The organism is Candidatus Similichlamydia epinepheli (assembly GCF_003056015.1).
In genome coordinates, this window is record NZ_PPEU01000001.1 from 16,091 (window position 1) to 34,955 (window position 18,865).

Sequence of the window (18,865 nt, forward strand, 5' to 3'; positions counted from 1 at the left end):
CTCTTCCTCTAGAAGAGACGATAGCTGTCGATTAATCCCTTTGTGATCAAGGTCCAACCGTCCATCATAACTAAAAGGAAAATCTTGATTGGAAGAGAAATCGTAACGGGAGACAACATCATCATTCCCATAGCAAGTAAGATGTTAGAAACGACCATATCAATGACGAAAAAAGGCAAAAAGATCAAAGTTCCAGTTTCAAATCCATTCTTTACCTGACTTGTGATGTAAGAAGGTATGAGGATCATAAAATTTTCTGGGTTAATCGACTCACGGAACTCTTCTGGAACTGTACGAATCGCTACACGAAAGAAATGACGAATATGGCTTTTTTGGCTGTTAAACTGTAGGAAACGCTTCAAAGGTTCTTTGACCTCATTCGCTAATGAAACTAAATACTTCCCAATTAGAGGTGAGTCCATTGCTGGTGGAGTATTCACACTCATCCAAAGAGCTCCCTTCTTATACATATCTAAACCAACAGGGAACATAACGAAAACACTCAAAATAAGAGATATTCCGTTTATAACTTGGTTGGGCGGGACCTGTTGCACCCCTAGGGCATTTCTTAAAAGCGAAAACACCATCACCATTTTAGCGAACGGGGTGAGAAGCATTACCACAAAAGGGAGTAAGACAAATAAAGATAGGATAACCGCCTGAATGAGAAGGGGCGGCGTACCCTCAGCTTTAAAGGTCTTAGGCAATCCTGTGTACATCGGTATCTTTAGAGGATCTGAATAAGAGTCCACGCTCTCCTTCTTTTGCTTTAAAGAAGTCGACTTGTCCTCTGCATGAGCAGATAGGCAAAAAAAGAATAGGGAAAACAACAGGAAAATTTTCCTCATGAACCTCACTCTGCGTCTGAACGTTGAGTTTTGTCAGCCCGTGCAATTTGCTGGAGGAAGACCTTCTCAAGCCTTTCCCAGATCTCTTCGACATTGGATCGATTTATGATACCACGCTCGGTCTGAATGATATACCCTTTTGGGGGTAGATCGTCTTTAGGAACAATACTAAATTGATCTGCTTGTTCAAGAACCTTGAGAAGCTCAGGACGTTGTTGTTGCATGTGGACGAAGTCTTGCTCATTACAGAAGAGAGTTACGCTCTTATGTTGAGCTACCGATCTAAGAGTCTTTAATACGATGTCAGAAATTGCTGTAGGGTCTAAGTTCAATTCCCTCTCAATAACTGATTGAGCGGCTTTAATTGCAATCTTAATAACGAGAGGCTCAAAGGTTTTCTGGATGCTCTTAGCTTGACTTTCAAGATCGGCAATTACTTGAGCCACTTGATCTAATCCTTTTTGTAGGCCTCTTTCTTCAGATTGTTTCTCCAAGATCTGACAAGTTTCTTGGTTTTTTTCTTTTAGGAATTCTAATTCCTTTTCTGCACGAATCAATACCTCTTGAAGGCTAAGGATATTTTCAAGCTCTTCTTTTTTAACGACTCTTTGACCACTTGCCAATGTTAATTCGTTTCCCATGGGCAAAAGTAAAAACTTGCGATTGTCATACATGGATCTGACCTCCATTGAGCAACGGGTCGAGTCGGTTCTTTTGGATGAATTGGAAGCTATCAAAGACAATATTTTGTATGTCTTTAACTAAAGAGATATGTAACGAAGAGGGCAGTGTGTTTTTATTTATAATCATCGCCTCTTTCGCGCTTAGACGTCTACTGAGAAGAAAGGCTAAATGAGTCCCCTTTCTCAGGCAAATCCCTAAACTCATCCATCCGATTTGATACGCAAGTTCGTAAAGAGCATCCGAATCGCCTCTCCACTTTCTCCAAATAAACCGTATTCCACCCTTTAATTGACCGGAAAAATGAGAAAAGTAATCGAAATAAGATTGTAACGTCTCACGATTAGGATGATTGAGGAGATATTCGAAAAAAATCTGACGCTTCTCTTTTTCTATGAGGAAATGGCTCGATCTCATCATCAACCGAAAAGCCACTAGTTCAGATAGAAGCTCCAATCCAGACCAATTCATCTTCAATAATGGCACGAAACGCGTTCTTTCGACGAAAAGGGCACGGTTAGCCCCTGCACGAATCAATAGACCTAAGAGAAGCCTCTCTACAAATTTGGGAATGGGAGGAGAAGAAGTCGATTCAGTCAAAAGCTGTTCCCAAGAGTTACGTAGGTAACCTGGAATTTTTTGCTCAATTAACTCTTTTTGAAAAGGATGCCAATACTTGAATTCAGCAATTAAGTCAGGATAACGCTCGAGCTCAATCGTATTGAGTTTGGAAAGAAGTGCCGCTTCCCCATCAGGCAAAAGAGCACATAATTCTTCTTGTCGTTCGGGAGCAAATTTGAGAAGAAGACTTTTAAAGAACTCATGCTCGATCGAATGACCTGCGTCCATTTGTTCAGGATGGTCTTCCATAAAGGGTTACCTCCTAGGCGGAAGTCGATCCGTGCCTTTTTCTTGAGAAGGAGCCGAAGACTGTTTGTTCGTTGCTGAAGCTTCTGGAGTAGGTGGTTTCGGTGTCGCCTCAGAATCGAGATTGGCGCTTTCATTTATCTCTTCATCTTCTGTCTTCTTCTCTTCTCCTTCGCCGCCTTTCTTTTGCTCAGATCCTTTGCTGTCTGACTCTTCATCTTCCTTGAATTCGATTGGTTGAAGTGAAATTAGACTTTTTATTCCAGCCGAAGAGAAGAATTGCTGTAACTTCCAGCCCATCCATAAAATAATTACTAAGAATAGTCCAATAATAATGATTAGAGAGCCAACAATAATCTTGAAGAAGAAAGCTGAACTCTTTTCAACACGTACGCCCCATACGGATACTAATTCAGGTAAAAATCCTTTACCTTTTTTGAGCCCAACGACAGCTTGATCACCAATGATAGTGACGTTGTCCGGTTCTAAATTGGAAATGCTACTGGAAACAAGACGCTTAATCTTCATTTGCATGTATGCATTCGGATCATCCAAAATGCCGGTATGCTTGATGTAAACGGCCGCCGTAACCTTTTGCTCTTGATTTCCAGCTCCAGGAACACTCTCTTCATCAGGGATAGAGAGTTGTACATCTGCGTCTAGAATCCCTTCTAATTTGCGAAGTGTATTGGCAATTTGATCGGCTAATCCAGCTTGATAACGTACTTTTTCTTCTAGGTCAGAAGAAACTAACCCCGATTTACTAAACAGATTGAGTAAAGTATTCGTTTTTCTTCTACGTGGCAGCCCTCGCATGTTTAGAATAGCAAGTGAGTCCATCTTCTTGTTAGCTGGAACAGAAAGCGACCAAGTGGAAGCTTGAGAAGCGCCGCTTCCAGCAACAAACTTTTTTTCAGAGGCAATCCCATAACCATTCAAGATCACAGCTATCTCATTAGCTTCTTGCTCATCTAACCCTGTGAGGATGATTGTGTTGCCGCTGCTCAGGAAACCTGCTCCTTGAATGGGACAAGTTGAACAAATGAGGAAAAAACATAAAACGAAGTGGACAAATCTCGATGCACGCGCTCGAAAAGATTTTAACATGTAGACGACTGCATTCACGATTGTACTCATGTTTCGAACCAAAAGGCCCATAGACAGAGCCTATCCTACTTTCAAATTTTTTTCGATTTGTTGGAGGGGAACGGACCGACTTTATTTGATCCCCATAACGCCTCCACTGGTAGGTTCCTCTACCGTTCGTGGATATTCTTCAAATCTTGCCTAAGAAGAGGAGGTAAATTATCCATTTTGGCTAGCTGTTCAAGCTGGTGTTCCAAATGTGTCCCGACAAGACCTCCGGCTATCATAACCAGATAGTTACACAAAGATAGATGTTCGTTCCACTCTCCACTAAGTAGCATTTCCATGGCTATTCGGGCTACTTCGAAGCGATCTCGAAAGTAGATCAAGGCCAAAGCTGCATGCTCGTTTTCCTCGGTGAAGGGTTTAGATTGGAGAAGCCTCAGAAGAAATGTTTCGCTTTCTCTCCCGATCCCTTTTAATGCCTCAACAATAGCATCCTCTGTAAAGAAATCACTATTGCCCATCCCTTGAAAGAGTGGAATAATTGCCCTTGAATCCCCGATCCCACCCAGACAGCGGGCAGCTAACTCAGGGCCAAATCCGTATCCTGGGAAGAGAGACGAGTGAAATTGTTCAGATTCGAATAAGGCAATCAAGGATGTGACAGCCTTTGACCCAACGGCCAAAATAGCTTGAATCTCATTCTCTGGTTCCACTTCTTCTGAAAGCAGTAGGTCTGCTATTAGGGCCGGAACCGGATCTTCAGAAACTTTCTCGTAAGAAGAGCGTAAAAGAGAATAAGCCCGCTGGGCGTGTTGTATATCCCTTTTTTGATGGGGAGAAAGCAATAAATCGCAAAGGTCGCCTTTAAATTCTCGTTCCAATGCTTGAAGCCGAAGTATACGTTCGATTGAAATATCAGGATGTCCCCCTTTACCATCCTTCTCATAGTAATCGATCATCTCTCGAAATGACCCACCAAAATGTGCGTCTCGATGCATCAAAATGGTGCAATCCGACTCATCTACAGCTAGGAGGTGTTGATTTGTCAGGTTCTGCATCTAAAGACCTATTGTAGTGCGGGAGTTTCTTCTGCGTTGACCATCGTATCAATTCGCAAAGAGTCTAACCCAACAAGGGAATAGAATCGCTGAACAGTTTCTTGAAAGAGAGATAGAGCTTCATGCTTGAATTCCAGTAAAGGGTCACGATAATTCCCAACCCTTAATGGCAATTCAGCACGTAAATAGTCCATTGCCTGTAGATGCTGTTGCCAAATTTGATCAAGCCTTTTAACAGCGCACCAACGGAGAATTCGATTGAAATTGACAGACAATCCATCTTCGCTGGCCAGACGATCGTGAAGTGAGCGTTTTTCGCAAAGCAATTGAATGAGCTCTTCTTCTAAATATTTAGCTGCTACATCTTCAGTAAGTTTTTCTTGTTTCCAAGTTTCTTTGTTCACATCAATCGGAAAAAATCCTTTTGCCCAAGCTGCGCACGTTTCACCAGAGCACGTTTTCTCATTTTTTTTGTCAAATAATTCAGACATGCGCACATAACAAGTTCTAGAGATTGCATTTTTAACAAGAGAGAAAATATCTTCATCCTCTGAGATGATTCTCTGTCTCAAATTATATATGCTCTCTCTCTGCTTCGATGTTACGTCGTCGTATTCAAGGGTGTGTTTCCTAATTGCGTAATTTCTTTGTTCAATTCTCTTTTGTGCGTTATCGATTGCCTTAGTAAGCATAGGAGCTGAAATGCTTTCACCCTCTGGTGGACGAAAGTGGCCAATCACCTGTAACATTTTGGGAGAGGCAAATAACCTCATAAGATCATCTTCGAAAGATCCAAAAAAAACCGAAGACCCAGGGTCGCCTTGTCTGGCGCACCTACCGATTAACTGTCTGTCATTTCTACGGCTGAAGTGACGTGATCCAATGACATGAAGGCCACCTTTGATTGCGACTCCTTCGCCTAGACGAATGTCTGTTCCTCGACCAGCCATATTTGTTGCAATCGTAATTGCTCCTGGACTGCCGGCCTTACTGATGATCTCCGCTTCCATAGCGTGGTGCTTGGCATTCAAGACAGTATGGCCCAATCCATTATGTGAGAGAAGTCGAGACATTCTTTCCGATTCGTCAACGGAGCGTGTTCCAATTAAAATTGGACGACCCTTTGTGTGAATTGTCTGAATTTCTTCTAAAATCGCAGCGTACTTTTCTCTTTCTGTCATGTAAACTTGGTCATCGACCTCATTCCGAAGACATGGAACTCGAGTAGGAATGGATAAAACTTCTAATCCGTAGATATCTTTAAATTCTTGCGCATCTGTCTCAGCAGTACCGGACATGCCAGAAAGTTTCTTGTACATCCGAAAGTAGTTTTGCAAGGTGATTGTCGCGTAAGTGATTGTCTCAACTTGAATGGGTAAACTTTCTTTTGCCTCAAGAGCTTGGTGAAGACCTTCCGAATAACGCCTTCCTGGTTGAGCGCGACCTGTGTTCTCGTCGATGATAACTATTTTGCGATTCTGTATGATGTAGTCGACGTTCTGCTCCATTAAAAGATGAGCTCTTAGAAGTTGAGTTAAATTCTGCATGCGTTTTTTTCGACTAGCATCCTCTCTGTAGAGATCAGCCCTTAGTTGCATCTTTTCGTGTATGTCAATCTCAAGATCGTCGATTTGAGATAAGCCTTCTCCAAGATCTATCATTTCGAATTGATCCATGCCGGCAAGGTCCCCCTCTTTATTCTGCATGGCAATCCATTTCTTGATCCCTTGATCTGTTAATTCGAAGTCGTTCGATCTCTCGTCAACAAGTATAAGTAATTGGTCTTCTAGGTAAGCTCGAGTTTCTTTCGCTGTTTCGCCATAAGCAAGCAGATCTTGCCGATCGAGTCGATTGCGAATAAATGGAAGCTCACGAGCTTTTTTCAAGATTTTGTTCTTTGGCGTCCCTTTGCTAACTACCCATAGGCAAAGGACTCCTTCATCTATTTTCTCTTCTTCCTTCTTCGACCGTTTTTTGCTAAAGCTGTCCATCTCCGCATCTGTTGCGTTTGCTTCCCTCAGAAGTTTCCAGCCTTTATTTGCAATGCGATTGCAAATCTCTTTTTGAGAATTGACCAAATTAGCAACCTTCTCCTTCAATTCTTCATAGAGATGACCGCTCGATCTGCTGGGGCCTGAGATACGCAATGGAGTTCGTGCATCGTCGATCAATACGAAATCGATTTCATCGATGATCGCAAACGAATGTCCTCCTTGAACCTGCTCTTCTTTCGACGTAGCTATGGAGTTATCACGTAGGTAATCAAACCCAAATTCTGAGGCCGTACCGTATACAATTTCTTTGTCGTATGTCTTTTTGCGTTCACCATGTGACATTTCGTTCTTAAGAAACCCGCAAGAAACTCCCAAAAGATTGAACAGGTAACTGTTCCATTCGCAGTCACGTTGGGCAAGATAATCATTTACGGTAACAATATGGACCGGCTCACCGGACAGCACATGTAAATAGGAAGGAAGAACAGCTGTGAGGGTCTTCCCTTCTCCAGTTTGCATCTCTGCAATTGTACCAAAATGAAGCGCGACCCCACCAACAAGCTGAACGTCAAATGGCACCATGTCCCAAATAATCGTTTGACCAGTACAGTTGATAGAAGTGCCGCAAAGCTGGCGGCAAGCACATTTTACAAGCGCATAAGCCTCAGGCAGAAGCTTTTCGAGACTTTCTCCATTTTGGTGACGCGCTTTTAACGACTCTGTCTCAGCAGAAAGATCGACCACACCAGATTCAATGATACGTCTTTCTGCAGCGTTAATTTTTTCTACGATCCTCCAGTACGTTTTGAGACGCCTTTCCTGAGCGGATCCAAATAGTTTCCTGAGCAAACGGAACATAGTTTCACTTGAAGATCGGAAAGTCCAAAGCTCTCCGTCAGACTTGTATTGGATAAGGCTCCGCAGTATAGATTAAGTGGAGATTAAGGCCCAACTGATCGGGTATTTTGAAGTGTTTCTTTTTGAGGAAGAACTGCTGGCTTTCTCTCCAGAAAGTTGGCCTGATTTGGACGATGTTGATCGATCTTACCGTTTTGCCTTGGGGATCGTACTTCATTATCGTTCAGAAGTGCTCTTCTTACAAAGAAAAGCATCATTTGGCGAATGGTGCACGTGCTTCGAATTGCCAAATGGTTTTGGATATTCGTTCGAAACAATTCGAGAGGCTTTCGTTCGAATTATTGAATCACAAATAGTATGCCCACTACCACAGATCGGCGGATTTCTTGGTATGATCGATTACAACGATCATGAGGGAAGACGCACGAGGATGATTTGGGTCTGGGCAAAATTGGAAAACTCTTTGCCTATTCCTCTGAATGTTTCGTCAAACTTTGTATATGGAACGTTCGTCTCCTATTCAGAGCGGGAGTCATTTCGTTTATTTCCGGTTTGTGAGTCTGCTGTTCAAGCGTTTTGGTTCGGCGCTTCCATTGGAGATAAGTTGCGAAGGCTAATATTAGAGGAGGGGAAGTCCAACCCCCCATCGACATTTGAGGTGATTCTGCTTCTACGTTGTTGTCGTGATCATGCTATATTAGTTAACCAGTATGAAGACATACTTGAGCTTCCAACTCTTTTGCTTGCAGAGCATGATCCATTCCTGAAAACTATCCAAAGTACATTTCCTGGAGTGAGAGAGGAATTAGCCTATCTTGGAGCCATAGATAGGTGGTCAGGCAGCAAAAAACAGAAGTTTTTTTATTCGTTTTCTTATGATGACACGGTCCCTTTCGAAGGCAGATTGAAAACATCTTTTTTTATTTCAGCTTTGGAAGGATTGAAAAACCCCTCAAGTCCCATTGCTAGAGATGGATTTATTAGATTTAAGCAAAGATTCTTTGTTGACCTCTATGAGTAGTACAATTACAAAAAATAAACTTGCACTTCTTCTGCGATTGCTTGATGAGTTTTTCCCAAATCCTTCTCCATCTCTTAAAGCTTCCACTTCTTATACTTTTCTTATTGCAGTTTTGTTGTCTGCTAGATGCTTCGATGATAGAGTAAATAGAGTTACCGATATTCTTTTTCAAAAAGCTGATTCACCGAACTTGATGATTCAAATGAAAGTAGAAGAAATTCGTGAAATCATTCGTCCTTGTGGCCTAAGCATGCGAAAGGCTAACGCGATTTGGAATCTTTCCTCGCTTTTGCTGAATTTTCATTCAGGTGATGTCCCTGATAATCGTACCGATCTTGAAGCTCTTCCAGGTGTAGGAAGAAAAACAGCCTCGGTTGTTCTTTCTCAGTGGTTTGGACATAACGCTTTCCCGGTTGACACTCACATTTTTCGTTGTTCAAGAAGGTGGAATATGGCTAATTCGAAATCTAGAGATGGTGTCGAGCGTGAGCTGATGCGTTTGATACCTGAAAGATTATGGTCTCGAGTGCATTTACAGATGATTGCAGCAGGTAGACAGTTTTGTAAGAGTCGTATGCATCAAAGAGAAAATTGCCCGTTTTGTTCGATCCTACAGTATTGATCCGACTTTGGGTATGCGCATCAAAGCTAACCTAATAAGTTCTTCAAGAGACTGAATTGACCTGTTCTCAGACCAAGTTTCCTGAATCAATTGGTTTGCTTCGGCACTTGAAAGGCCTAGTTGGACTAACGCTTTTTTGGCCTCCTGGCACCAAGTTGGGGAAGGCGAGCGAGTTTTTTTTTCTTCGCATTTCAAGTCCACCAGAATTCTTTGAGCCATTTTTGCACTCAATCCACGGACCTGTGAGAGTGATTCTATATCTCCTTGTTGAACAGCAGATTCTATACTTTTTGCTCCTAGAGTTTTTAGGATGCGCCCAGCTGTTTTAGGACCAATTCCTGTAATTTTTGTAAGTTTTTGAAATATATTCAGTTCTTCTTCTGTCAGAAAACCATACAGCTGTGGCCCATCTTCTTTCCATATCATATGGGTTAGGATCGTAACCTTATCTCCTGTTTTAGGTGTGATTTGACCGAAGAAATGTAGCTTAAGTTGTATCGGCCCTAAGCTAATAGATAGAAAGAACTCTTCAAGTTTAACTACGACACCTTGTATTGATTCTATCATGTACTAGTCTACCTATTCAGCAAGTACGAGAAGTATGCAAGGGCAAGGGCATCTGCACAATTATCATTTAAAGTTTTTGGATTGATATCGAATTTGTTTGCTATAGCGTGTATCATTGTTTGTTTATTGCTGTCACCTCGACCTGTTAGTAAGTTTTTCACCTCTTTTGCACTGTATTCTTCCAGCTCAATCCCTCTTTCTTTAGTTAAGAAGATAAAGATTCCTCTTAAGTGAGATAAAGCAATTGCTGGACGAGGAAAAGGGCCTACAAATGCTTGTTCTATCGCCAGACGATCTGGCCGATAAGTATCTAAAGCTTCTCTAAAGGCTTCTCCCAAAAGTAGAAGACGTTGGTTAGGATCTGAACGAGCAGAAGTCTTGAAGAGGCCCCAATCTATCGCTTTTCCGCCTTCTATTACTCCATACCCAGTTAAAAATGTTCCTGGGTCGATCCCTAATATGATCGACATGTTTCTATAAGACGCTTCATTTGTCGAGCTCGGTATTGCTCAGAACATCTTTCTAAATGAAAGTCGTAAAGACTTTCAGAAATCATGAAACGATACGTGGGATTCTGAAACATCTGCAGTTTTTCTTGTATCGAGTCAATCGATCCAGGGTGGTAAAGCAAGCCTTCCCATGGGCCTTTAGGAAGAAGTTGCCTAATAACCGGGAAGTGTGGGGCTAATATAGGACGGCACCAGGTCATATAATCTGGCAAAGATGGATGCCCTTCGTAAACGTATGGAGATTGATCTCGAAAAGGTGAGACGAAAGCATCCGCATCGCATACCAGTTCACGTTTTTTCTTAGAATGTGTGGGCGTATGAAAGAATAATCTATTCGATCCTAAAATCAACCCTAGCTTTGATCGCACTCCAGGGATCCTTTCTTTGTCCTGTGTAACTATGTGCAGCTCGATATCTAGCAAATTTTCCATGGCACAGGCGAGATCGTCCAGGCCATTCCAATCTTCTAAATCTCCCACATAGAACAGCTTGAGAGGCCTATCATTATCTTCGATCTTCTTGGGCAATCGGTTTTCTGAAGATGCCAATGGTAATACCCTGATCGTTATATCTCTCATGAAATAGGGTGGCATTTGCAGTTGTTTGAGCAACTCTTGTGTTGGAACTATAACCAGATCTGTTGCGTAGAGAGTGTTTTTGAATTCCAAAATGGTTTTTTTTTCATCTTGTCCAGTTTTGTTCCAATCCTCCCGTGTAGGAAGATAGAATGGGAGATGAAAAATTTCTTGAACATATCGAATTTGAGGGTCCCGGTATTGAAGAAAGAATCTAGCTGTTTTCCAGTCAGAAAATAGAAGAACATGAGGCTGAGTAAAGTCAACGATGGACCGAGTGAGACGAAGCATAGGCCAAGTTGTCCTGATCCCGATACGACGAGCGAAAGGAGAAAAAGAGAATACAGGCCACAGTTTCAAATTATTGATTGGGATTATTGGTTCGCGTCCAAAATAAAACGAATGAATGCCTTCTACTGTTCCTGAACCATGGACCAAAATTAGGCAAACCTCACACCCCAAGTTGGACAGATGCAAACTAACACAGTAAACATGCCCACCCAACGGACTGTCCGATGGAAGCCTATCTTCGTGAACATAAAAAACTCGCAAACAATCCACCGCTCGTTTCTGCGGAAGGAGGGAGTTGAACCCTCACGAGAATTACCTCACTACCACCTCAAAGTAGCGCGTCTACCATTCCGCCACTTCCGCCTGGTCTATTAAAAAAATACTTTGGGAAATGGAATTGCTAGTTGCTTTTTTGTCTTATTCAGATGCTGCGACAGATAGGTCGCTGAGTCTAGTTCTTGCTCTCTTTTCAAAACAAGATAAACTTATGAACTACACTAACTAATTGTTTCGCTTTACGAAAGAGGATTCGCTCTATGTTCTCCGACAGTTCATTTTTGCTCTTGATGTTGCCTTCTCTTTTCGGAAGCTTCTTGATGGGGTGGATTTGTGGGTTAGTTGGTTTTCTCGCCTATTTTTTGGAAAACTGCCTTCTTGCTGAAGTATTGTCTCATGCAGCATATCCTGGCGTACTTATTGGCCTTTGGTGCGTTTGGGAACTTTATGGAACTATTGAACTTTTTTCTTGGGCTAGCATCTTCGTACTTTTCTCTCTCATCTTGCTTGTTATTTCGTTCTTTATAGAGGGCTATCGGTTTTTGTATCGCAAGAGAGTTCCAGAAGACGCCCTATTTTGTTGGACTCTTTCGAGTGCAATGGGATTCAGCTCGATTTTACTAAGTTTGTTTCAAAAAAAACTTTTTTTTCTTTTGCCCATCGCTCAGAAATTTCTTTATGGACAGACGATTTTTTTGGAATGGGATGCTTTGGTCAGATTGGTTGTTGTTGCGATTTTCATAACATCTACGTTTGTTGCACTTAGGACTCCAATAAAATTCTTATTGTTTGATTCTGATTTCACTCTTTTCCCTTATAGAGCGCGTATAGTTTTCTTTGTCCTGATGCGGTTAATGTTGACTCTTGCAATTCTAGTTGGCCTACAAGCCGGAGGTATTTTTGTTGTTACATCCTTGATGGTTGCACCTGCGCTATCCGCAATGGTTGCCTTAAGTAGATTTTCTTTTATGGCGCTTTTTTCCGCTTTTGTGGGAGCTTTATCGTCTTCTTTGGGGCTGCTATTAAGTTTGTGGTTAGACCTCCATTATGGAGTTGGACTTCCTCCGGGGCCTGCAATTGTATTCACTGCTATTGGTTTATTTGTGTTGATTGAAGTTATGGCCTGGCCGAATGGTCTATTAGCGCGAGTTAGAAAGAGAAGGAATTATAAAAGAAAATGCTTTCAAGAGATTTTACTAAAGACATGCGTTAAGCAAGAATGTTCTTCTTTTTCCGCTTATTTGTTGGCCCCATTGGTCGGTGAACATTTTCTTCGAGTGGAAAGAGGGCTGTGTGATCTTGTGCAAAGTGGCTTCATGTCGGCTTGTACTGAAAAGAACTCTTATATTTTAACGGAAAAGGGTAAACGAGAAGCCCTGCGAATTTTGCGACTTCATCGCTTATGGGAGCTGTATTTAGTTGAAAAAGGTGGAGTGTCACCTGAGGCGGTTCATCCTTATGCAGAAGAAATGGAACATGCTGTAGATCTAGATTCTAGTGAAACTCTTCAGCAGTTGCTTGGTGGACTCGACATAGATCCACATGGAAAATCTATTCCACCGCCTCAATGATGAGGGCTTTGTTATGCTTCTTTATTTTCAGTCGGGATTCATAGATTTTTTTTATATTATTTGTCGCCGTATTTTGTCAGGTGAGATCTTCTTCGAACTTGCCCAAGATGAGATGCAGATAATCTGTTTAGTTTTGGTTGGATGTTTTTCAACTTACGTTGGTTCACTTGTTTATTTGAGCAGAATGACGATGCTTTCGAATACTGTCTCTCACACATCCCTTATAGGGATTGTTATGGGGGCTTTTTTCTCAAATCTTTTTAGGCTACAAGATCCCGATCAACCTCTCTCTTCATCTGCTGTGTTATTGGGAGCTTTTATTTCTGCTTTAGTGACTGCTTTGTTGACTCATATTTTCAGAAGAGGTCTAAGGTTAAGAGAAGATGCTAGTCTTGCTCTCGTTTTCTCGTTGCTTTTTGCTTTAGGAGTGGCTGGAGTATCTCTCTTTTGGGGTAAAGCTCATGTAGGGCTTGATTTGATTTTAGGAAATATAGAGCTGGTGAATCTGTCTGACACTCTTCTTCTATTGGGCACTTCGTTGCTTAACTTGATGCTATTTTTTTTATTCAAGAGAGGGTTGATATCATTCGTTTTTGATAGGGAATTTACTTCTTGTTTGTTTGCTTATTCACATCTTTTCGAGTTGCTATTGCTTTTTCAAGTCGCTATTTTTGTAATGGCATCTCTTAGAGTGATGGGTTTATTTTTACCTTTAGCCTATCTCGTAGGTGTCCCGATTTGGTCACGCTCTATCAGCCTAAACTTAAGAATGATGTGGAAAAGCGGGATTATTCTTTCCCTATTGCTTCCAATATTATCAGTTGCTTGCGTTCGTGGTTGTTTAACAAACTTTGGTGTTGCCTTATCTTCTTCAGGAGTTTCAATTGTATTTCTTTTCCTTGCACATCTTTTCGCCCGGCCTTTTATTCCATAATTTTAAGTCTTTCTTTTTGGAAGGGGCTGCCATATCTTTTTTCTCCAAAGCGCTACAACTTGGATTTTCCATTTTTTCAATATTTTTTTTGGTTCTGTTACATGAGTTGGGCCATTATATCGCCGCAAAAATGTTGGGGATTCCAGTTCAATGTTTTAGCGTAGGAATCGGGCCTCCTATAATCTCTCGCACATGGAACGGCGAAAAGTGGCAGATTGGGTGTATCCCTTTTGGAGGTGTCGTTCAGATCGATTCTATATCCCCATTTGCTGAAGAGGGGAAAGAGAAGCTTCCAAGGATAGCGATTTGGAGACGTGCTCTTTTGGTTTTTGCAGGTCCTTTTGCTAATTTTTTTCTTAGTTTATTTTTTTTTTCCGTTTTATGGACATCAGGTGGACTATATAAATCATTCAGAGAATTGAATCCGTTTATAGGAACCATTTGTGAGGATAGCGACCTTAAAAAACTAGGTCTTGGTTCTGGGGATCGCATTATTTCCTATGGGAGTTCTCCTGTGCGTTTTTTTTATGATCATTTTTCGAGTGGGAGTAGGCAGAGTTATGTAGATGTGAAGGCGCTTTCGATAGGATATCAAGGCAGTGAGTCAGAAAAGCTAGAAGGCACAATTAAATCTCTTCCTTGGAGTAACGGGGTTCAAAATTACGGAGTGAGTGCACCTGGTAGCTTTGTCGTCTATCAGGAACCATTTCATTCCAACTCACCTCTGGTTTCTTCTGGTATGGAGCCTTTAGATCGAATTGTATGGTTGAACGGTAGTTTCATCTTTTGTTTTGAGAATTTTGAAGAGCTTTTATCTAGAGATTCAGCCTTGCTACGTGTTCGCACTAGTTCGGGTGAAATAAAATGGAAAAATTCGCCTCGTCTACAATTGGTAGACTTAATGGACGGTTCGGTTAAGAGAGCTAATCAACTTAGAGATCTATTGTTTTCTAGGGAAATACCCTCTTCCCCATCCACATGGTGGATTCCTTGTGTGTTGTCAGAAGATCTTCGTGTGACGGAATACTTTCTACCCGTAGAAAATAACGGCTTAGAAATCGGTGACAAGATTCTTTCCGTTCAGGGCGTAGAAGTTTCCTCTATTGCTGATTGTAGAAAAGAATTGCAGGAGCGAAAAATTTTTGTAATAGTTCATCGCGACAAAGAATTAGATTTTAATCTTGAAGATTCCATCAAAGACTTTGAGATGCCCTTCCATGATAAAAGGCTCCATAATTTAATACAGAGTTTCAAGCCTGAATCCGATATAGGGCCATTTTTCTTCTTGCGGCCCATTGAGATGAAACGGCGCAAAGATATCTACCCAGAGCAAATGGCAACTCTTAGAAAATTACTTAGTAAGATTAATTTTGGATCTTTGCAAGAGGGTGTCTATCCTAGTTTGGTTAAAGCAAGAGAAGATCAGCTCGTGATTGGCGGACTGTTTGCAGATCGTTCTGTGTATTGGAAAGTCTCGCCCTTTACACTTTTCAATAATGAATTATGGAAAAGCTTGAATCTTCTATCAGACCTATTCCTAAAATGGAAAAAACCGAAAATGGTGGGGCCAATTGGATTAGTTAAACATTTATACGGCGAAATTGGTGAAGGAACTACTAATTTCCTTTATTTCATTGGAGCTATCAGCCTCCAACTCGGCTTATTCAATTTACTTCCTATCCCGGTCCTCGATGGTGGGCATTTGCTTTTTCTTTTGATTGAGGCTTGCACAGGAAAGAGTTTGCCACCTGCAATAATGAAAAAAGTTTTTATAGGGTTTTTTCTTCTTTTCTTATCACTTCTGTCGGTTCGATCTATATTAGATTTGATTTCAATTTTATTTTGATAAGTTCTTTCATTAACTTATTAAACAATTTAGTGTAGTTCGCTTATTACAATAGTCGAAGTCCGTTTAAGGCAACTAGAATAGTGCTTCCTTCGTGCAGAAGAACAGAAAACCAGATCATCGAACGGCCAGATAGGGCTAGGAGAGCGCCTAGACCAACTGAGAGCAGACTTAAGGCCCAACCTTGGTGAATTACGTTGCGTGTCCTAATGGATTGCTGAAAGAGCCAAGGTAGTTGCTCGATGTGGTCTTTTAGAAGAACAATAGATGCGCTTTCCGTTGCGAGAGATTCTCCGAAGCCTCCCATGGCAACACCGAGATGTGCTTTCGCTAAAGCAGGGCCATCATTTATCCCATCACCAACCATCATTACTTTAGTCTTTTGCACAAGATCTGAAATTAGATCAAATTTTTGTCTGGGACTTAAGTCAAAATAAAATTGATCTATGTTGAGAGCATGTGCGACACGTTCCACCTGTTCTTGCCTGTCCCCACTTAGTATGATCGTATGAATCCCTTTATTTTTGAAGAAGTCTATAACCTGAGACGCAGACTCTCTGATCTTCTCCTCTAAACAAAACAGAAAGAGATGGCCATCAGCCCATCCGTAACTAGCTGTTCCGCCCTCTTCAATCCATTTGTGACCTTCCTCGAGAGCTATTTTTAATATCTCTTTATGGACCCACTTTCCAGCTAATTGCTCCGATCCGATGAAAATAGTTTCACCTCTCCATACTGAGGTAATTCCCTGTCCTGGAAACTGTTCTATTCTGTCGAATTCGAAAGATAAATCAGAAGAGCCAAAACGTTCTCTGATGGCAACAGCGATTGAACGTCCGATGGGATGCAGAGTCTGATCCTCTAGAAGAAGAAGCGCCCTAATCCCTTCTTCTGGCGGGGCAACTCTTTCTCCTTGAGCGTTCCAAGTTAGAAGAGCCTTCATGGCAAGAAGAGGCTCTGTCAATGTTCCAGTTTTATCAAAGGCGATTGTACGGATAGAAGGAAGAACTTCGAGCTGGGCTGTCCCTTTTACGACAACTCCTCTACGAGTGCAACGGCTAATTGAGCTCAAATAACAAGCAGGCAATGAAATCATTATTGCACAAGGAGAAAGAGCAATCAGAAGGCCTAATGCTCTTTCCATAGAGCCACCTGGACCACTAAATGAACAGTTAGAACAGAGCAGAGGGATCAAAAAAAGAGATAACAAAGAAAACACGACCACAGCAAGGGAGTACCAGTTTTGGTATTTTTCCATTACTATTTGCGAAGCTGGAAGATCACTTTTTGCGCTAGTGATCAATCCAATTAAACGCTCCAAAGTAGATTCCGAGGCCTTTTTAGTAACACGAATCACAAGTAAGGCTTGCTGATTGTAAGATCCAGAGTAAACAATATCTCCGGGAGCTTTCGCACTTGGATTTAACTCACCATTTAATTGAGTCGTTGTCACTTCTGAGATTCCTGAGATGATTACACCATCAACAGGAATCATCTCACCAGCATGTACGGCTATTTCCATTCCAAGCTGTACATCACGGATGTGAATTGGGACCAATTGATCTAATTTACGTGCCCACACCTTTTGAGGAGCATGAAGTTGGGCTAGATGAGCTGAATCAGTGGCTTTGTGTAAAATCTTCTTCTCTAATTCTCTAGACAAAAAGAAGAGAAGCAGCAAGAAACCACCTTCATGTCCTCGACCAATAAGAGGAGAGGAGAATCCAGCCATAGTCATCAAGGCATCTATCGAAAATGACCTCACCTTCAAATTTTCAATTGAAGAGAGAAGAGCAGGTGTTCCACATGCACAGTAAATGATCGGAAGAACGTAATTTCCGATATCAGGTAAAAATGAAATCAGAAAGAGTCCGGATAGGAAAAAAGATACGAATGTCGAAAAAGCATTCGCCCAAATTAGGCTGCAGTTAGCCAAAAAAGCCTGGGAATCAAAATGGGGTTTCCCTAGTGTCCTTGACACAACCTTCACCCTACGATCCATTTGTTAAGAAGAGAATAGCAGCAATCATTTCTACAATGCTTGCCATCCAAACGAATGACGACAGCAAGTCGTTTCTGTATGACTTCCCTAAAATCAATCCACCTAGCCCTCCGACTAGAAGAGCACTTGGAAATAGTGAAAGGGGAAATCTAAAAATCGAAACGACGGTCACACAGAAAGATCCAATCAAAGAGCCAAACAGCCCAGCCAACGCATGTTGACTAGGATGCGGAAGGCTGTACGGATGGAGACCGTGCCGACCTGATAAGAGTAGCTTGACGAAGGTAAAATCATCAGTTGAGATAATGTCAACGAATTGACTTGTGGAAGGCTCACCTAATTGAGCAAAAATTGTCCTCAGATCATCCTTTGCGCGCTTTCTATCTACACGAATTCGTGCCAATTCTTGTTCTAGAATTGTATGAGCTCTTTGCATTGAAAGCTGGGCCAGCCAGAAGGAACAAGCGCACCCCCAAATTGATAGACAAAACGCAATAGAAAGAAAGCGTCTAAAAGAAAGAGGGTTAGCAAGCAACAGAACTAATCCTGAAAAGAGCAGGTGAATCCCAGCATCGAGATAGAGCTGGGAAAGTACTTCCCTCGAAAGAATATATCTCCCTTTTAGGTCTGACCTGCCCTCTTCACCTGAGTGAGGTGATTCTAATTGCATTATTTCCGCTCATTCTTTTGATCTATAAGCTTAAACATGAAAAGCTCCTCCTTGTCTTTTCTAATATTTATTAAGGCGACGTGGAGGCTTCCCCCTTACCTGCAGGCGAACCGGCAATCCCCTAAAACCGAAGCATGAAGAGAGCTCTTTAATAAAAAAACGTTGCCAACTCTCCACGATACAAGATGTGCTGTTGACGAATGCGACGAATTCCGGAGGAGCTATTCCGGATTGAGTCATGTAGTAAATACGTAAACGCTTCCCCTCCACGGACGGAGGAGGATGCGCAGCAGTTATTTGGGAAAGGAAACGGTTCAATTCACCTGTCGAAACCCTTTTTTTGTAAGAGTGGCCGATTTCTACAATAGCTTCCAACATGGACTCAATTTTGAGACCTTCTTTGGCCGAACCGACGATAATAGGCGCCCTCTTCAAAAAGGCTAACTCGATTTCTAGCGCCTTAATCGCATGCTCCATTCTTTTACCCTTAGTAATGTCCCACTTATTTAAATAAACAACACAGGCAAGTCCTTGTTCTAAGATCATTTGGGCAATACGCTTTTCTTGCGCAGTTACTCCAACC

Annotated in this window: 17 protein-coding genes and 1 tRNA gene; 5 read left to right on the forward strand and 13 right to left on the reverse strand. The window is 41.7% G+C overall.

The features are described 5' to 3' along the window. Nucleotides 1-8 precede the first annotated feature (8 nt). The 6 genes from sctR to GCCT14_RS00090 form a co-directional block, all read right to left on the reverse strand. Nucleotides 9-830 carry a type III secretion system export apparatus subunit SctR gene (gene sctR, locus GCCT14_RS00065; RefSeq protein WP_192875463.1) on the reverse strand — a complete coding sequence of 274 codons (822 nt, stop codon included), beginning with the start codon at nucleotides 828-830 and terminating at the stop codon, nucleotides 9-11. A gap of 23 nt (nucleotides 831-853) precedes the next feature. After that, a complete protein-coding gene (locus GCCT14_RS00070) occupies nucleotides 854-1,522 on the reverse strand; it encodes a FliH/SctL family protein (RefSeq protein WP_157952385.1) in 669 nt (222 codons plus the stop codon). After that, the gene (locus GCCT14_RS00075; RefSeq protein ID WP_108623670.1) at nucleotides 1,515-2,399 is read right to left on the reverse strand and encodes a hypothetical protein; all 885 of its coding nucleotides are present in this window, start codon (nucleotides 2,397-2,399) and stop codon (nucleotides 1,515-1,517) included. Before GCCT14_RS00075 ends, GCCT14_RS00070 begins: the two co-directional genes overlap by 8 nt. A gap of 6 nt (nucleotides 2,400-2,405) precedes the next feature. After that, a complete protein-coding gene (locus GCCT14_RS00080; RefSeq protein WP_157952386.1) occupies nucleotides 2,406-3,503 on the reverse strand; it encodes an EscJ/YscJ/HrcJ family type III secretion inner membrane ring protein in 1,098 nt (365 codons plus the stop codon). Between the two features lie 149 nt (nucleotides 3,504-3,652). Then, complete coding sequence (locus GCCT14_RS00085) at nucleotides 3,653-4,546, reverse strand: HEAT repeat domain-containing protein (protein WP_157952387.1); 894 nt, start codon at nucleotides 4,544-4,546, stop codon at nucleotides 3,653-3,655. An 8-nt stretch (nucleotides 4,547-4,554) separates the two neighbouring features. Further along, nucleotides 4,555-7,398: a preprotein translocase subunit SecA gene (locus GCCT14_RS00090; protein WP_108623673.1), complete on the reverse strand. Its 2,844-nt coding sequence runs from the start codon at nucleotides 7,396-7,398 to the stop codon at nucleotides 4,555-4,557. 112 nt (nucleotides 7,399-7,510) lie between these two features. Between GCCT14_RS00090 and GCCT14_RS00095 the strand changes: the two genes are divergently transcribed. Both GCCT14_RS00095 and GCCT14_RS00100 read left to right on the forward strand, forming a co-directional pair. Then, complete coding sequence (locus GCCT14_RS00095; RefSeq protein WP_157952388.1) at nucleotides 7,511-8,419, forward strand: hypothetical protein; 909 nt, start codon at nucleotides 7,511-7,513, stop codon at nucleotides 8,417-8,419. Beyond that, complete coding sequence (locus tag GCCT14_RS00100) at nucleotides 8,412-9,041, forward strand: endonuclease III domain-containing protein (RefSeq protein ID WP_108623675.1); 630 nt, start codon at nucleotides 8,412-8,414, stop codon at nucleotides 9,039-9,041. Before GCCT14_RS00095 ends, GCCT14_RS00100 begins: the two co-directional genes overlap by 8 nt. Here GCCT14_RS00100 and ruvA read toward each other — a convergent pair. From ruvA to GCCT14_RS00120, 4 genes are all read right to left on the reverse strand, one after another. Beyond that, the gene (gene ruvA / locus GCCT14_RS00105; protein ID WP_108623676.1) at nucleotides 9,030-9,608 is read right to left on the reverse strand and encodes a Holliday junction branch migration protein RuvA; all 579 of its coding nucleotides are present in this window, start codon (nucleotides 9,606-9,608) and stop codon (nucleotides 9,030-9,032) included. The two genes, GCCT14_RS00100 and ruvA, sit on opposite strands and share 12 nt — an antisense overlap. An 8-nt stretch (nucleotides 9,609-9,616) precedes the next feature. Next, nucleotides 9,617-10,078: a crossover junction endodeoxyribonuclease RuvC gene (locus GCCT14_RS00110; RefSeq protein ID WP_108623677.1), complete on the reverse strand. Its 462-nt coding sequence runs from the start codon at nucleotides 10,076-10,078 to the stop codon at nucleotides 9,617-9,619. Then, nucleotides 10,063-11,244, reverse strand: a complete 1,182-nt coding sequence (locus GCCT14_RS00115) for a glycosyltransferase family protein (protein ID WP_157952389.1) — start codon at nucleotides 11,242-11,244, stop codon at nucleotides 10,063-10,065. Before GCCT14_RS00115 ends, GCCT14_RS00110 begins: the two co-directional genes overlap by 16 nt. 19 nt (nucleotides 11,245-11,263) lie before the next feature. After that, nucleotides 11,264-11,346, reverse strand: a tRNA-Leu gene (locus GCCT14_RS00120). A gap of 173 nt (nucleotides 11,347-11,519) precedes the next feature. Between GCCT14_RS00120 and GCCT14_RS00125 the strand changes: the two genes are divergently transcribed. Genes GCCT14_RS00125 through GCCT14_RS00135 form a run of 3 tightly spaced genes read left to right on the forward strand, consistent with a single transcriptional unit; the run spans nucleotide 11,520 to nucleotide 15,610 of the window. Continuing rightward, nucleotides 11,520-12,830 carry a metal ABC transporter permease gene (locus GCCT14_RS00125; RefSeq protein ID WP_108623679.1) on the forward strand — a complete coding sequence of 437 codons (1,311 nt, stop codon included), beginning with the start codon at nucleotides 11,520-11,522 and terminating at the stop codon, nucleotides 12,828-12,830. A gap of 13 nt (nucleotides 12,831-12,843) precedes the next feature. Then, nucleotides 12,844-13,764 (forward strand): metal ABC transporter permease, encoded by a 921-nt coding sequence (locus GCCT14_RS00130; RefSeq protein WP_157952390.1) that lies wholly within the window; start codon nucleotides 12,844-12,846, stop codon nucleotides 13,762-13,764. Between the two features lie 16 nt (nucleotides 13,765-13,780). Further along, nucleotides 13,781-15,610 (forward strand): site-2 protease family protein, encoded by a 1,830-nt coding sequence (locus tag GCCT14_RS00135; protein WP_157952391.1) that lies wholly within the window; start codon nucleotides 13,781-13,783, stop codon nucleotides 15,608-15,610. 46 nt (nucleotides 15,611-15,656) lie between these two features. On the opposite strand, the gene GCCT14_RS00140 is transcribed toward GCCT14_RS00135, so the two are convergent. From GCCT14_RS00140 to GCCT14_RS00150, 3 genes are all read right to left on the reverse strand, one after another. Further along, entirely contained in the window at nucleotides 15,657-17,591 is a 1,935-nt protein-coding gene (locus tag GCCT14_RS00140) for a heavy metal translocating P-type ATPase (protein ID WP_157952392.1), read from the reverse strand. Nucleotides 17,592-17,601: 10 nt separating this feature from the next. Beyond that, complete coding sequence (locus tag GCCT14_RS00145) at nucleotides 17,602-18,282, reverse strand: hypothetical protein (protein WP_108623683.1); 681 nt, start codon at nucleotides 18,280-18,282, stop codon at nucleotides 17,602-17,604. A 60-nt stretch (nucleotides 18,283-18,342) separates the two neighbouring features. Then, nucleotides 18,343-18,865 (reverse strand): GTP-binding protein (locus tag GCCT14_RS00150; RefSeq protein ID WP_239978350.1); only part of this gene is annotated, 523 nt, incomplete at its 5' end.